Genomic DNA, 13,290 nt, shown 5'->3' on the forward strand with positions numbered 1-13,290 from the left:
GAAACATGGATGGTAAATAACGGGTAACTAGTTACTGTTGGGCAACTTAACCGTGATAGCAGGAAAGGAAGCGATCTAAAGCTGCTAGGCTGTTTTTGTCTTGGCGTTGTTCCGCGTGCAGAAAGGCCAGAATAGCGTCCTCATGCGCCTGTACAAGTTGATATAAGGCTAGGTGCGCTTGTGCTTGCTGGGCTTGCTGGCGGTATTTTAGCGCATAGGGTTCGACCCATGATGCCATGGTGTCGACCAGTACTGGCCACTCTAGCGATAGCCATTTCTCTGCATCCAGTCGGCCCTTCTGTTCCATTTCCAAATGGCGGTCAGGGCATTCTACACCTAGCTTTTCTAGCCCCGATTTCAGGTGCTGTGCTGTGATGCGTTCAACAAGAATCAGCTTCTGCCATTTGTTGATATGATTATCATCACTATACTTTTCAGCAAAAGCAGTAAAAAAGGCAATGCCGTACAGTTCACCAAGATAGGCAGAAAAAAGTTGTTCAATTAGCATTTTGCAAGACTCAATAGTGTTGGGGGATGTTGGGTCAGTATTTTACTCTACTTTTTCTGGTGTGATTAGACGGTTATACATAATAAAAAAGGGGTGACTATGTCATCATCAATATTTCCTTCATGGCTTGGCGGCTATGAAGTGCGAGAACATATCAATAACCCGAATATTTCTGTTGGGGCGCATACCTATTATTCTGGTTATTATCACGACAAGCACTTTGAGGATCAGTGTGTACGATATTTACTGGGGGATCATTCTAGCCGGGCGGTGTGGGAGTCGGGTATTTTCGGTGAGGTAGACAGGCTCGTTATCGGTAAGTATTGCTCGATTGCGTCAGGTGCTACCTTCATGCTGGCCGGCAATCAGGGACACCGTCATGATTGGGTATCTTCGTTTCCCTTTGATGTCAGCCAGTTTGGCAATAAGGTGAAATCAGGTTTTGAGCGGTCTGGGGATACGGTGATTGGTAATGATGTGTGGATTGGATCTGAGTGCGTCATTATGCCCGGTGTTACGATTAGTGACGGGGCGGTAATTGGTGCCCGGGCTGTGGTGACAAAAGACGTTGAGCCGTATGCAGTGGTCGTCGGTAATCCCGGCCAGGTGATCAAAAAGCGATTTAATGAAGATCAGATCATTATGTTGCGGGAGATGAAGTGGTGGGATTGGTCGCTGGATCTGTTGCAACAAAACATGGACTTGATGTGTAGCAATGACATCGAAGGCCTGTTTGAGCGCTATTGTCATTTTGAGAAGTGATAGCGGTTGCAGACTAGAGCAATAACATTATCGATTTACCGAAGGGGCTCCTAGGAGCCCCTTATCAGTCATGAAACTAATCATAATTGAACCTAAGCATACTCAGATTGGCTTCGCCAACTCTGCTGGAGGGCGAGCTCTAGTGGGGTATGAATAAACTTGGACTTTGAATGAAGCTGCATCGTATCGGCTGGTGGCTTCCCTCCATGTTGCCATAGTCTCCGGGTTTTAAGAAAGCGACGAAACAGTGGCGAGAAAAAGGCAATGAACTCAAGTATGGTCCAAGGAAGTTGGGTTATCGACACCGGTTTTCCGCTGCTAAGGGCCAGGCAGCGAGCAATATCATTGATGCTGGCCCTATGTCCGGGGTAATAGACAATATTTAATACGGGTTGGTCTAATCGCTCATTGGTCAAGAGGTGGGCGATATTGTTCGCAAGATCAGGTAAGAATGTCCAGTAGTGACAAAGAGATTCAGAGCTGGGCGACTGGATGATCACTTTGTGCCGGGTTTCTTTTATGAGCATACCTAGGTAGCCATGGCACAACGCGCAGCTAAGGCTGTGTCCGCAGCATATTACCAGTATTTTGGTTCCGTTTTTACTTGCCTGCCGCAGGCGGTTTTTTAGCCTTTTGGGTAAATATACCGTAATGGGTTGTTTTTTGGTCCAAAAAGGAAGTGAAGGAAACCAGTGTTGTTGCATATCATATTTATTGGTTGTGATCACGAGCCGGAGTTTAAGCTGCTCTGCGAGCGAAATGATTTGATCAATCGAAAAAATGAGCTCCTTCTTGGCTGCGGCTGATTCCGGGAGATGAACAAAGACAGTATCGACCTCTTTGGCGATTTGATATAGGAACTCAATATCGTCGCTGTCCATCTCAGCCAAAGTCAGTTGGCTGAGGATAGGTGCGTGGGCACTGTCGTCACGTACTACGCCGGTTACGTCCCAGTTGTTGCTGATCAGGGTACGGCAGAGATTATCTCCCATTTCCTGACAGGCACCGAAAACTAAGGCTTTTCTCATAGTTAACCTCAATCATGCGATTCATATCAATATACTAATATGCAGTTTGGGTCTTATTGTGGCTATAGTAAATACACAGATAGGCATAGTAGGTATACGAGTATGAATAACATGGAATGGGACAGTATTCGGATATTTCTGGCTGTCGTTGAAGAGGGAAGTATGTCAGCAGCGGCTCAAGTACTCGGGGTGTCGCAGCCTACGGTGAGCCGTTATATTTTGGCACTGGAAGAGAAAGTCGGTCTTAATTTATTTGACCGTTCATATAACGGGCTCAAAGTGACAGAGGTTGGGGCCAGCTTATTAGAATCGGCCCAGGCAACGGCAAGGGGGGCTGAGAGTTTTACCAGGCAAATCAATGCCACCTCTGAACATATTGATGGCCACGTTCGTCTGGCAGTTAGCGAACTTATGGCATATTACTTTCTACCAGATGCAATTACAGCATTTAAGCATCAATATCCATACATAGAAGTCGAGATATTGATCTCAGACCATGGTGTGAATCTTAATAAGCGGGATGCTGATTTATTGGTGTCTATAGAAAAACCGGAACAGCCTGACCTCGTTGTCAGTCATTTATTTGAAGAGAAATTAGGCTTTTTTGCTCATCGTGATTATCTGTCAGAGAATGGAGAACCTCAATCCCTTCAAGATTTGCACTCAGGTGCGTATCAAATTATAGGTGATGATCGTAATGGATTATATATTCAGCAAGCGGATCGTGCTGGTCGGACATTGAATAAATCACATTTTAGTTTTCGTACCGATAGCAAAAAAATGCAAGTAGATTTAGTGAAGGCCAAAGCAGGTGTAGCCGTGACTACCCAGGCGGTTGCAGGGAAGTATCCAGAGCTTGTTCAGTTATTTCCTGAAATAGCGTTGCCGCCAGTCAATTGGTGGTTGGTCTGTCATCGGGATGTAAATGTTAATCCGCGCATTCATAATTTGATGACTTTTCTTAGTCAGTGGTTTCAGCAGAAAAAATGGCTAGGGTGTAAGCTGGGTAAAAAATGAATAATGTTGCACTGCTGTAAGTTTAGGGCACTTGCATTGTGGCTGCTTTAGAAGTTGAAAATATATCAGGAATATTCAACAAAATTTTAGGTTATGGGTGATTATTGCCCAAGGTTAAACGTTTTCGTTGCCATAAACTTGATCTGAACCAGTGACTTTTAACTTTTTTTGATTTTTTCGAAAACAAAAGTTGAGTTATTCAAAAAAAATTGAATAATGTAACTAAAACATATAATGCCGAGAAGATGCTGCTCCACACATTTTCCTCTGCTGTCTAGATAAAGACGTGTGACGGGACAACAAGTTGTCCTTAGGCCCTATACATTCTGATGAGATAACCATGAGCAATTCTTTAGTTCTTGTAATCAACTCCGGTAGTTCTTCATTGAAGTTCGCGCTAATCGATACAGTTAGCGGTGAAGCAACTTTGAGTGGTTTGGGTGAGTGTTTCGGCATGCCTGAAGCTAATGTTAGCTGGAAAATCGACGGCGAAAAGCAGGAATACACACTAAACGATTCTGGTAACCACCACCAACAAGCTGTAGACCGCATCGTAGCCTTGCTTGAAGAGCTTGGTATCAAGCAAGATATCGTCGCTGTTGGCCACCGTGTCGTACATGGTGGTGAGAAATTCACGAAGACAGTCAAGATTGACGATAGCGTTCTTGAAGAAATAGAGAAGCTAAGTGACTTGGCTCCGCTGCACAACCCTGCTCATGTTATTGGTATGCGTGCTGCTATTAAAGCTTTCCCGACGCTGGCTCAGTACGCTGTCTTTGATACAGCCTTCCACCAGACAATGCCTGCTAGGGCGTATACCGGTGCAATCTCTCAGAAGCTTTACACTGAATACGGTATCCGCCGTTACGGCTTCCACGGTACGAGCCACTACTTCGTAAGCCGTGAAGCCGCCAAAATGATCAATAAGCCAGTGGAAGAGAGCAGTTTTATCTCTGTTCACCTGGGTAACGGTGCTTCTGTCTGTGCTATCAAGAACGGCGAGAGTGTGGATACGAGCATGGGCTTTACCCCGCTTGCCGGCCTGATGATGGGTACACGCTGTGGTGACCTTGATCCAAGCATCATTGAGTTCCTGCTGAAAAAAGGCTGGGCTCAGGAAGACGTTTTCACCGAGCTGAATTCAAAGTCAGGTCTGCTAGGTGTTTCCGGCCTGACAAGTGACTGCCGCGGTATTATCGAAGCGATGGAAAATGGTCATGAGGGTGCCGCTCTGGCATTTGAAATTTTCACTTACCGTGTTGCTAAATATATCGGTTCTTACATGGTGTCACTGGATGAGCTAGACAGCATCATCTTCACTGCGGGTATTGGTGAGAACTCTCAGCCAATTCGTAGCAAGATCCTCGAAAACCTGAAGATCTTCGGTTACCGTGAAGACGAAGAAGCGAACGCCGCTGCTCGTTTTGGTAACAGTGGCATCATTACCAAGCCAAATACACCTGTTGCTATGGTAATCCCAACCAACGAAGAGTGGGTTATCGCAAAAGAATCTATGGCGTTACTGCACGCGTAATAGATTTCGGCCAACCAGAGTGTTGGCCTAACCAAGCTGCCCAAGGGCTTGGTTAATCTCCTGCTTGGAACACAGGGGAATTACGGAACGGGAAACGGCCCTGAGCATCTGCTCAGGGCCGTTTTTTCATTCTGTAACTGGAGGTTGCTACTTCACCATACTCTTGATGTACTCGCCCAGCTCAGAGTGGTGCATGATTTTTGATACCGGGACAATCTCTTTCAGCGGCCCCCAGGCAAACACGTTGACAGGGGTGTGAGTGTGGGTTCCTGTCCCCCAAACCGTGTTTTGGCCCGTTGCGTGTTCACGGGCCAGCAGGTTGCCCCGGTCGTTGTATGGGAAGAAGGCATCGAAATCGTTGATTGCCGGTATGTCTTTTACTTTGAGGTATTTGTGATTTTCCCGAAAGTACGGGTTTGGCTTGGTTGCCAGCACGTTAGCCGCTTGCGCTTCCGTGATTGGGAAACTGCTGTTGGCATTGACGATAGCAGCCAGTTTTTCTGGGGTTTGCTGCGTATGTTCTAGTTTGTCAAACTCGCTGAACATTGCGGCGTAACTCATTTTCTGATTATAGAGGCCGTCAAGGATCTCGAATTTACCAAAGTTGAAATTAGGAGCGTAACCGCGATTTTGAAATGCCTCACCGGAACGCTTCTCTGGTTTTGGCAACTCGTGTGACGAATAACTAAAGCCGAATGAACCCGTTTCATGATCGGCTGTGACGATGATGAGCGTATCATCACGATCTTTGGCCCACTCATAAACAGAGCTTACCGCCTCGTCAAACTTGATCATTTCATGCAACATTGTACCCGCATCATTGCTGTGTCCTGCCCAGTCAATCTGACCGCCTTCAACCATGAGAAAGAAGCCGTCCTTGTCTTTTGACAGCAGCGAGAGTGCTTTTTCTGTCATCTCTTTCAGTGTCGGCTGTGTCCGGTCCGGGGCATTTTTGGTGTTGCTATAGGCGATGCCGTCATTCATGCCTGAATAGGCAAACAGGCCCAGCAGTTTATCGCCCTGTGCTGCTTCTAGCGTGTCTTTGTTAAAGGCGAGGCTGTAACCTTCACCTTGTGCTTCAGTGAGAAGATTGCGGTCATCTTTACGTTTGGATTTTAATTTCACGTCACCCTGTGTTAGGGCCTCAAGCTCTTTGTACACGCTTCCTTTATCGTTGGTTGATTTGGGGATCCAGTGACGTAGACCGCCAGATAGCATGACATCTACCCCGGTTTTCAGCATGTCAGAAGCAATATCATTTTCCAAAGAGCGGTGCGGCTGGTGAGCTGCGAATGCGGCGGGCGTAGCATGCGTCAGGCGAGTATCGGAAACCAACCCGGTTGCTTTGCCTATGCTCTTGGCTTTTTCCAGTACCGTTTCTACGTGGTTACCCTTTGAGTCGATGCCGATCACTTCTGAAGCGGTGTAGATACCGGTTGCCAGCATAGTTGCTGAGCACGCCGAATCGACAACAATTGCGTCTTCAGGGTGAGTCAACGACGAGCCGATGACACCCTCTTGAGCAAGTTTATACAATGCCGTGGTTTCCCCCTTGTAGATAGAGTGTGGTGCACTGTTGGCGTAGGTCTCCAATAAGCCGACTTGCTGTGGTCCCATACCGTCACCAATCATTAAGATAACGTTTTTGATTTCTGCCGATAATGCAGAAAAGGAGATTGTAGAAGTGGCTGCGACAAGGACGAGAGGTTTAACTATGTGTTTCATTTTATAATCCTGATATAAATACGGCCTCAGTAAATCAAGGAGTTATGACGTATTTATTGCAACTATAAGTATTTAATATGAACAGCTTATTCTCTCAATCGAGCAATAAACTTTTCGATGCGCGATCTCCGTCGCAAACGGATAACCGTTTAGTTGGTAATGAGTTTTTAATTGCTCGGATCACACTTATTGATAATGAGCATATATTTATCAGATTACCTATAGGATGATGACATCATTAATTTACCATTGCTTTTTTATTTAGGAACATAAAATGGACGTGTACCTCAAATTGCAATCTACCGCTACATTGGCGTTGTCAGCCTGGTATAACGTTGATCACAAGCTTTCCTTTCATCTGTCTTCAGAATAAGCTTTAGAGACGCTATTTTCGTCTCCTTACTACATTCAGCATCTAAAAAAACAGTCTTGTGATGGTTTGATATTATTTGTGAAAGCAAAGGTATGCTAATACTATTAATACAAATCAATGGCTATTCAACTTATATTTTCATGTGAGAGCATAAAATGAATGTGTATCTTAAGTGGAATATCTCATCATTGCCATTGTTGACACCATGGTATGTTGAAGACTATAAGATATCTTACTACTTTCCTATATTGTGAAAAATGGAAGCGTCATGCTTCTATTGTTTTAAATAAATTTTAAACTATTGATGTTTCGTTATTTATTTGACGCGAATTTGTTCGCCCTAAAATCAGTGCGTTAGATCTATAACAAAAGCATTTATTTGTCTCGATACAAACAGAATAACAATTTTTTATGGTGCGACTAAACACCAAAGATAATTAAAGGCATTTTTATGGAAAACTTTAAACATTTACCTGAACCATTCCGTATTCGTGTTATTGAACCTGTTAAGCGTACTACTCGTGCCTATCGTGAAGAGGCTGTTTTAAAGGCTGGCATGAACCCGTTTCTGCTAGATAGTGAAGATGTGTTTATCGATCTTCTTACCGATAGCGGTACAGGTGCCATTACACAAGACATGCAGGCAGCGATGCTTCGTGGCGATGAAGCTTACAGCGGAAGCCGTAGCTACCATGCGCTTGCGAACGCGGTTAAAGATATCTTTGGTTATGAGTTAACGATTCCGACTCACCAGGGGCGTGGTGCCGAGCAAATCTATATTCCGGTACTGATCAAAAAGCGCGAAGCAGAGAAAGGGTTGGATCGCAGCAAAATGGTTGCATTGTCTAACTACTTTTTTGATACCACACAAGGCCATACTCAGGTGAACTGCTGTGTGGCGAAAAACGTATATACAGAAGAAGCGTTTGATACCGCGGTTAATGCGGACTTCAAAGGTAACTTTGATCTGATCAAACTCGAAGAAGCGATCCTCGAAGCTGGCCCTGCGAACGTACCGTATATTGTGAGTACGATTACCTGCAACTCTGCCGGTGGACAGCCTGTTTCCATCGCTAACCTAAAAGCCGTTTATGAAATTGCGCAGAAGTATGACATTCCGGTGATCATGGACTCTGCTCGTTACGCCGAGAATGCCTACTTTATCCAGCAGCGTGAGGCTGGCTATCAGGACTGGACTATCGAAGAGATCACCCGTGAGAGCTACAAATATGCCGATGGACTCGCCATGTCAGCGAAGAAAGATGCCATGGTACAAATGGGTGGTTTGCTTTGCTTCAAAGATGAATTGATGATGGATGTGTACACTGAGTGCCGTACTTTGTGTGTGGTTCAGGAAGGGTTCCCAACCTACGGTGGTCTTGAAGGCGGCGCGATGGAACGTCTGTCTGTTGGCCTTTATGATGGTATGCGTCAGGAATGGCTGGCATACCGCATTGGTCAGGTTCAGTATTTGGTCGATGGGCTGGAGGCATTGGGTATCGTCTGCCAGCAAGCCGGTGGTCACGCCGCATTCGTTGACGCCGGGAAGCTGTTACCACATATTCCAGCCGAGCAGTTCCCTGCGCATGCCCTTGCCTGTGAACTTTATAAAGTGGCAGGTATTCGTGCCGTTGAGATTGGCTCTTTGCTATTAGGTCGAGATCCCGCAACGGGTAAACAGCACCCTTGTCCCGCAGAGTTGCTTCGCTTGACGATCCCACGTGCGACTTACACCCAAACGCATATGGATTTCATTATTGAGGCATTCCAAGAGGTGAAGAAAAATGCAGGGAATGTGAAAGGGCTTGATTTTACTTACGAGCCCTCGGTGCTTCGCCACTTTACTGCTCGGCTCAAGGAGGTTGAGCCCGTGAAGCCGGCAGTGACGAAACCGGAAACCAAGGTATTAGAAGAAGCCTAGCAGCATTAAAAGAGCGTCCCAATGGGACGCTCTTTTTCTAACACATAATCAAATAATACTGCTTAGGCTCATGATTTCAATAACGTGAAATTAGAAGAGTGACTGAATTATGGAAAAGAGTCCTTCATTAGTAGCCTAGGCGGAACCGCAATTGCACTGGGACTCTACTTCCTATGGTTGTTTAGTATTTTCGGTAACTTACCGAGAAACCAATGCGGGGCTGTTATTGAGCTGATATGATTGCTTCAAGATAGCTATCATGGCTTTAAAATGTATGATAAATTTTAAATGAATTACAGCTCTATCCTATGAAGGGTAGAGCTGAGTGTTTTTATAGAATTCATCGCGATTATTTTTAGTTAATATATATAAAAGTAATGAAAAGACAGAAACTGTTTTAGATTATTTCCATTCTCTAAATTCGCAATTTTGAAGTCTTCTTGAGGTGATTTGGAAATATCAAAAGGAAAACATTATGCGTGGCATCTTATCCATTCAATCACATGTAACTTACGGGCATGCAGGAAATAGCTCTGCGGTTTTCCCGATGCAAAGAATGGGGTTTGAAGTATGGCCGATCCATACGGTCCAATTTTCCAACCATACTCAATATAAGCAAGGTTGGACTGGGCGTGCTTTCTCAGCTTCAGATATTGATGAACTGGTTCAGGGACTTGATAACATTGGTGCGTTAACACGCTGTGGCGCAATTCTTACCGGTTATCAAGGAAGTGCCGAACAGTGCGAGGCCGTTGTCAGAACAGTCGAAAAAGTAAAGGATCAAAACCCTTCATCTTTATATATCTGTGATCCCGTGATGGGGGCGCCGGATAAAGGCTGTATCGTTGCGCCTGGTATAACTGAGCATTTAGTCAATGATCTAATGCCTATTGCAGATGTTATCGTGCCGAATCAATTCGAACTCAGTCAATTTGCACAAATGGAAATTAACACACTTTCTGATGCCGTAACGGCTTGTAATATAGCTTTAGCCAAAGGCCCTAAAGTTGTTTTGGTCAAGCATCTCTATTGTATCTCCGATGATAAGTTCAGCATGATGTTAGCGACTCAGGATGGCTGTTTTCTTGCTCAGCGCCCTCAATTACCTTTTGAGCAGCAACCCGTAGGTGTCGGCGATTTGATATCTGCAGTATTTACGGCTGGCCTCTTGAAAGGCGACTCTCCCATGGACGCATTCCAGCATTGCCATGATGCTTGCTATGGTGTGCTTAAGCAGACGCACCAACAGAATGAATGGGAGCTACAAACCGTTCTTGCGCAAAACGAACTTGTCGAGCCAAGCGAGACATTTGCGGTCGAAATGATCGATGCTCAATTGATGACGGCATAAGACCCAATCAGATAACAGACTACTCCGGAGAGAGACTCCGAGACCCTAACGACCCTGAACATCTGCTCAGGGTCTTTTATATGTCAGAAGGTTGGCGTCAGATCTTTACTCCACCATACCTTTAACGTATTCCCCTAGCTCTGAGTGGTGCAAGATTTTCGATACCGGGACGATTTCGTTTAGTGGCCCCCAGGCGAATACGTTGACCGGAGTGTGAGTATGGGTTCCTGTTCCCCAAACTGTGTGTTGTGCTGTTGCCTGTTCGCGCGCGAGCAAGTTTTCACGGTAGTTGTAGGGGAAGAAGGCATCAAAGTCATTGATCTTCGGAACCTCTTTTGCGGCGAGGTGCTTGTGATTTTCTCGGTAGTACGGATTTGGCTTTTTCTCCAATACGTTGGCCGCTTGAGCCGTTGTGATGGGAAAGTCGCTATTTGCATTGACGATTTCAGCCAGTCTTTCCGGTGTTTGTTGCACTTCCTCAAGTGCATCAAACTCGTTTATCATCGCGGAGTAAGTCTTTTTCTGGTTGTATAGCCCATCGAGGATATCGAATGAGCCAAAATTATAGTTTGGGGCGTAATCGTATTTCTTGAAAGCCTCACCGGATCGCTTTTCTGGCTCGGGTAGCCCTTTTGATGAATAGCTAAAACCAAAGGATCCTGTTTCGTGATCAGCTGTTACGATGATGAGGGTATCATCACGGTCTTTGGCCCATTCATAGACTGAGTGTATCGTCTCGTCGAACTTGATCATTTCATGCAGCATTCTGCCGGCATCATTTCTGTGTCCGGCCCAGTCAATCTGGCCGCCTTCAACCATGAGGAAGAAACCGTCTTTATCTCTGGACAGTAAGCTCAGTGCCTTTTCTGTCATCTCCTTCAGTGTCGGTTGCGTACGGGCGGGATCACTTTGGGTACTGCTATGGACGATACCGTCATTCATACCTGAATATGAAAATAGCCCCAGCAGTTTGTCGCCTTGGGTTTTTTCTAGCATTTTTTTGTTAAAGGCGAGGCTATAACCGTCGGCTTTTGCTTCAGTAAGCAGGTTTCGTTCATCCTTACGTTTTGATTTTAGCTTCACGTCACCTTGGGTGAGCTGTTCAAGCTCGTTGTAGATTGCACCTTTGTCGTTTGTTGATTGGGGGATCCAGTGGCGCAGGCCGCCGGAAAGCATGACATCAGCACCGGTTTCTAGCATATCTGCTGCGATATCGTTTTCTAGTGAGCGATGTGGCTGGTGGGCAGCAAAAGAGGCAGGGGTGGCATGAGTCAGACGAGTATCGGATACTAATCCTGTTGCTTTGCCAAGGCGCTTTGCTTTTTGCAGTACGGTTTCGATATGGTTGCCGTTTGAGTCGATACCAATGACTTCGGAAGCGGTGTAAATTCCGGTAGCCAGCATCGTTGCTGAGCATGCAGAGTCGACAACGATAGCGTCTTCAGGATGAGTCAGCGACGAGCCGACGACACCTTCTTGAGCGAGTTTATATAAGGCGGTGGTTTCACCGTTGTAAATTGAATGTGGCGCATGGTTGGCGTATGTCTCTAATAAGCCGACTTGCTGCGGCCCCATACCGTCGCCAATCATGAAGATAACATTTTTGATTTCTGCCGATAATACAGAAAAGGAGAATGTAGACGTTGCTGCGGCGAGAATGAGCGGTTTGATAGGGTACTTCATCTTATCTTCCTGATACTGGTGTTGTTACAGTGTGAAGCTCAATATATCAATTGATTCAATTGTTTGCGGTGGGTGGAAGGGGTTGCAGTTGGGTTTCAACGCATTTCTCGAGCCGCTATTCATATCCTAAGTCAGCATGTCTTTTTTGACAATTACAGACCGGAATGTGAAACGGCGCAGAGCATTTTCTCGACGCCGCTTATTCGGGGGGTGCTAATAACTAATAGTTTAATCAAAACTACTTTTGGGAGAGGTGCAGTGGCTTGCTGATCAGGCGAGCAATCATTTTGTTAATCGCTACCATCTGCGGTGCATCTTTGCTGTAGTAATTATACGGAGGAAGGTTGTTGGTACTATAACCCCAGAAATCCCAACATCCTTTAGGGTTCATTGGGTTTAGTGTTGATTTCTTTACTTGGGGGAAAAGCACAATTGTGCTGTTGGTATCAGCAGCTTCCAAATAGCCTGTTTCTCTGACGTAGGTTGTTCCTATAACAGAGGCGCCTTGCTCGCAGCCATGTACAGAGACATGAACTTTGCATTGTTCATTATGGCAATTTTCGGGGATATACACGAAGGCGGTTTCATTCATGCTCGTGAGCGGGCTGTCGAAAAAGGCGCTCTGATCAAATTCAATCAGCTCGCCGCTTAATGTCTTGGCTGCCGGGTTCTGCTCACCATAAATGTGCTTGAGAATACGCTGGGCCTGTGGAATATCGCAATCATTGATATAGGGTTCTTGGGTCTTGTCGCACTGGTTGTCGTTTTGATCGGTGGTGATAAAGGCATGGCCAGCATTAATTTGGTTGTTGTACAGAATATGATCGTCACTTACTCCCAGCTTCTGGTAAAACTCAGCGGTAGTGTCGACAACGCCGGTTACTACGGTTTCATCACTTGATCCCGAGAATATATAGATCTTGTCGTCTTTTAGGTTGTCTACAGCATCAATTTTGCCTGAGTCGGCAGTGAGCTTGGCAAGGTCGACCAAGAAACCACTGTTCGGATACATCATTGACGGGCAACCGACAATACTGCCTTTACAGGGATTCATACAGGTCGTTGTGGCGGTCAGGATCGGTGTAATAAACGGGTTGCTGAAAGGGTTGTTACCGGCACAGTTCCATGGGCCACCAGCGACTATTCCGGCACCGACCAACTTTTCTGAGTAGGCGACATGGAATTGTGCAGCCATAAACGCACCGGAGGATAACCCTGAAATAGACGTTTCGTTGGGCAGGGCATTCAGTGCCGGCAGCTCCGTTTGTGTTGCTTGGGTGGTGGTACTGAGCGAAATAAATAACAGAGCAATTGTGATTTTGAGTTCCTTTACCATGTTTGCCTCCTGGCAATATAAAAAATGTATACAATTTTGGTGCTGGTGGGTC

12 protein-coding genes and 1 pseudogene are annotated in these 13,290 nt (G+C 45.6%); 8 read left to right on the forward strand and 5 right to left on the reverse strand.

All coding sequences use genetic code 11. The features are described 5' to 3' along the window. Positions 1–46: 46 nt before the first annotated feature. Complete coding sequence (locus tag EDI28_RS07445; RefSeq protein WP_128783222.1) at positions 47–508, reverse strand: hypothetical protein; 462 nt, start codon at positions 506–508, stop codon at positions 47–49. Positions 509–607: 99 nt separating this feature from the next. Here EDI28_RS07445 and EDI28_RS07450 point away from each other — a divergent pair, with 99 nt between their 5' ends. Then, a complete protein-coding gene (locus EDI28_RS07450) occupies positions 608–1,270 on the forward strand; it encodes a CatB-related O-acetyltransferase (RefSeq protein WP_128783223.1) in 663 nt (220 codons plus the stop codon). 92 nt (positions 1,271–1,362) lie between these two features. Here the strand turns inward: EDI28_RS07450 and EDI28_RS07455 are convergent, their stop codons facing one another. Then, positions 1,363–2,298 carry an NmrA family NAD(P)-binding protein gene (locus tag EDI28_RS07455; RefSeq protein WP_128783224.1) on the reverse strand — a complete coding sequence of 312 codons (936 nt, stop codon included), beginning with the start codon at positions 2,296–2,298 and terminating at the stop codon, positions 1,363–1,365. A gap of 102 nt (positions 2,299–2,400) precedes the next feature. Between EDI28_RS07455 and EDI28_RS07460 the strand changes: the two genes are divergently transcribed. Both EDI28_RS07460 and EDI28_RS07465 read left to right on the forward strand, forming a co-directional pair. Then, complete coding sequence (locus EDI28_RS07460) at positions 2,401–3,315, forward strand: LysR family transcriptional regulator (protein ID WP_128783225.1); 915 nt, start codon at positions 2,401–2,403, stop codon at positions 3,313–3,315. A 340-nt stretch (positions 3,316–3,655) separates the two neighbouring features. Continuing rightward, a complete protein-coding gene (locus EDI28_RS07465) occupies positions 3,656–4,849 on the forward strand; it encodes an acetate/propionate family kinase (RefSeq protein WP_128783226.1) in 1,194 nt (397 codons plus the stop codon). A gap of 147 nt (positions 4,850–4,996) precedes the next feature. Here the strand turns inward: EDI28_RS07465 and EDI28_RS07470 are convergent, their stop codons facing one another. Next, the gene (locus EDI28_RS07470; protein ID WP_128783227.1) at positions 4,997–6,574 is read right to left on the reverse strand and encodes an alkaline phosphatase; all 1,578 of its coding nucleotides are present in this window, start codon (positions 6,572–6,574) and stop codon (positions 4,997–4,999) included. A 274-nt stretch (positions 6,575–6,848) separates the two neighbouring features. Here EDI28_RS07470 and tnaC (EDI28_RS27635) point away from each other — a divergent pair, with 274 nt between their 5' ends. From tnaC (EDI28_RS27635) to pdxY, 5 genes and pseudogenes are all read left to right on the forward strand, one after another. Continuing rightward, the gene (gene tnaC, locus EDI28_RS27635; protein ID WP_128783228.1) at positions 6,849–6,947 is read left to right on the forward strand and encodes a tryptophanase leader peptide; all 99 of its coding nucleotides are present in this window, start codon (positions 6,849–6,851) and stop codon (positions 6,945–6,947) included. A 155-nt stretch (positions 6,948–7,102) separates the two neighbouring features. Further along, a complete protein-coding gene (gene tnaC / locus EDI28_RS27640; protein WP_128783229.1) occupies positions 7,103–7,201 on the forward strand; it encodes a tryptophanase leader peptide in 99 nt (32 codons plus the stop codon). A gap of 197 nt (positions 7,202–7,398) precedes the next feature. Continuing rightward, positions 7,399–8,868, forward strand: a complete 1,470-nt coding sequence (gene tnaA / locus EDI28_RS07485) for a tryptophanase (RefSeq protein WP_128783230.1) — start codon at positions 7,399–7,401, stop codon at positions 8,866–8,868. A 132-nt stretch (positions 8,869–9,000) separates the two neighbouring features. After that, positions 9,001–9,099 (forward strand): annotated as a pseudogene (locus EDI28_RS07490) (aromatic amino acid transport family protein); the annotation flags it as partial. A gap of 244 nt (positions 9,100–9,343) precedes the next feature. Beyond that, on the forward strand, positions 9,344–10,219 hold the full coding sequence (gene pdxY / locus EDI28_RS07495; protein WP_128783231.1) for a pyridoxal kinase PdxY: 876 nt from the start codon (positions 9,344–9,346) through the stop codon (positions 10,217–10,219). Between the two features lie 105 nt (positions 10,220–10,324). Here pdxY and EDI28_RS07500 read toward each other — a convergent pair whose 3' ends face one another. After that, positions 10,325–11,902, reverse strand: coding sequence for an alkaline phosphatase (locus EDI28_RS07500; protein WP_128783232.1), 1,578 nt, complete (start codon positions 11,900–11,902; stop codon positions 10,325–10,327). Positions 11,903–12,140: 238 nt separating this feature from the next. Further along, the gene (locus tag EDI28_RS07505) at positions 12,141–13,238 is read right to left on the reverse strand and encodes an extracellular catalytic domain type 2 short-chain-length polyhydroxyalkanoate depolymerase (RefSeq protein WP_128783233.1); all 1,098 of its coding nucleotides are present in this window, start codon (positions 13,236–13,238) and stop codon (positions 12,141–12,143) included. Between the last annotated feature and the right edge of the window lie 52 nt (positions 13,239–13,290).

The organism is Photobacterium chitinilyticum, from assembly GCF_004104355.1.
In the GTDB taxonomy this organism is placed as follows: Bacteria; Pseudomonadota; Gammaproteobacteria; order Enterobacterales; family Vibrionaceae; genus Photobacterium; species Photobacterium chitinilyticum.

What these genes read in the sequence shown, in the direction of transcription:
- EDI28_RS07445 (WP_128783222.1), bottom strand. Translation starts at nt 508, where the DNA reads ATGCTAATTGAACAACTTTTTTCTGCCTATCTTGGTGAACTGTACGGC.
- EDI28_RS07450 (WP_128783223.1), top strand. Translation starts at nt 608, where the DNA reads ATGTCATCATCAATATTTCCTTCATGGCTTGGCGGCTATGAAGTGCGA.
- EDI28_RS07455 (WP_128783224.1), bottom strand. Translation starts at nt 2,298, where the DNA reads ATGAGAAAAGCCTTAGTTTTCGGTGCCTGTCAGGAAATGGGAGATAAT.
- EDI28_RS07460 (WP_128783225.1), top strand. Translation starts at nt 2,401, where the DNA reads ATGAATAACATGGAATGGGACAGTATTCGGATATTTCTGGCTGTCGTT.
- EDI28_RS07465 (WP_128783226.1), top strand. Translation starts at nt 3,656, where the DNA reads ATGAGCAATTCTTTAGTTCTTGTAATCAACTCCGGTAGTTCTTCATTG.
- EDI28_RS07470 (WP_128783227.1), bottom strand. Translation starts at nt 6,574, where the DNA reads ATGAAACACATAGTTAAACCTCTCGTCCTTGTCGCAGCCACTTCTACA.
- tnaC (WP_128783228.1), top strand. Translation starts at nt 6,849, where the DNA reads ATGGACGTGTACCTCAAATTGCAATCTACCGCTACATTGGCGTTGTCA.
- tnaC (WP_128783229.1), top strand. Translation starts at nt 7,103, where the DNA reads ATGAATGTGTATCTTAAGTGGAATATCTCATCATTGCCATTGTTGACA.
- tnaA (WP_128783230.1), top strand. Translation starts at nt 7,399, where the DNA reads ATGGAAAACTTTAAACATTTACCTGAACCATTCCGTATTCGTGTTATT.
- pdxY (WP_128783231.1), top strand. Translation starts at nt 9,344, where the DNA reads ATGCGTGGCATCTTATCCATTCAATCACATGTAACTTACGGGCATGCA.
- EDI28_RS07500 (WP_128783232.1), bottom strand. Translation starts at nt 11,902, where the DNA reads ATGAAGTACCCTATCAAACCGCTCATTCTCGCCGCAGCAACGTCTACA.
- EDI28_RS07505 (WP_128783233.1), bottom strand. Translation starts at nt 13,238, where the DNA reads ATGGTAAAGGAACTCAAAATCACAATTGCTCTGTTATTTATTTCGCTC.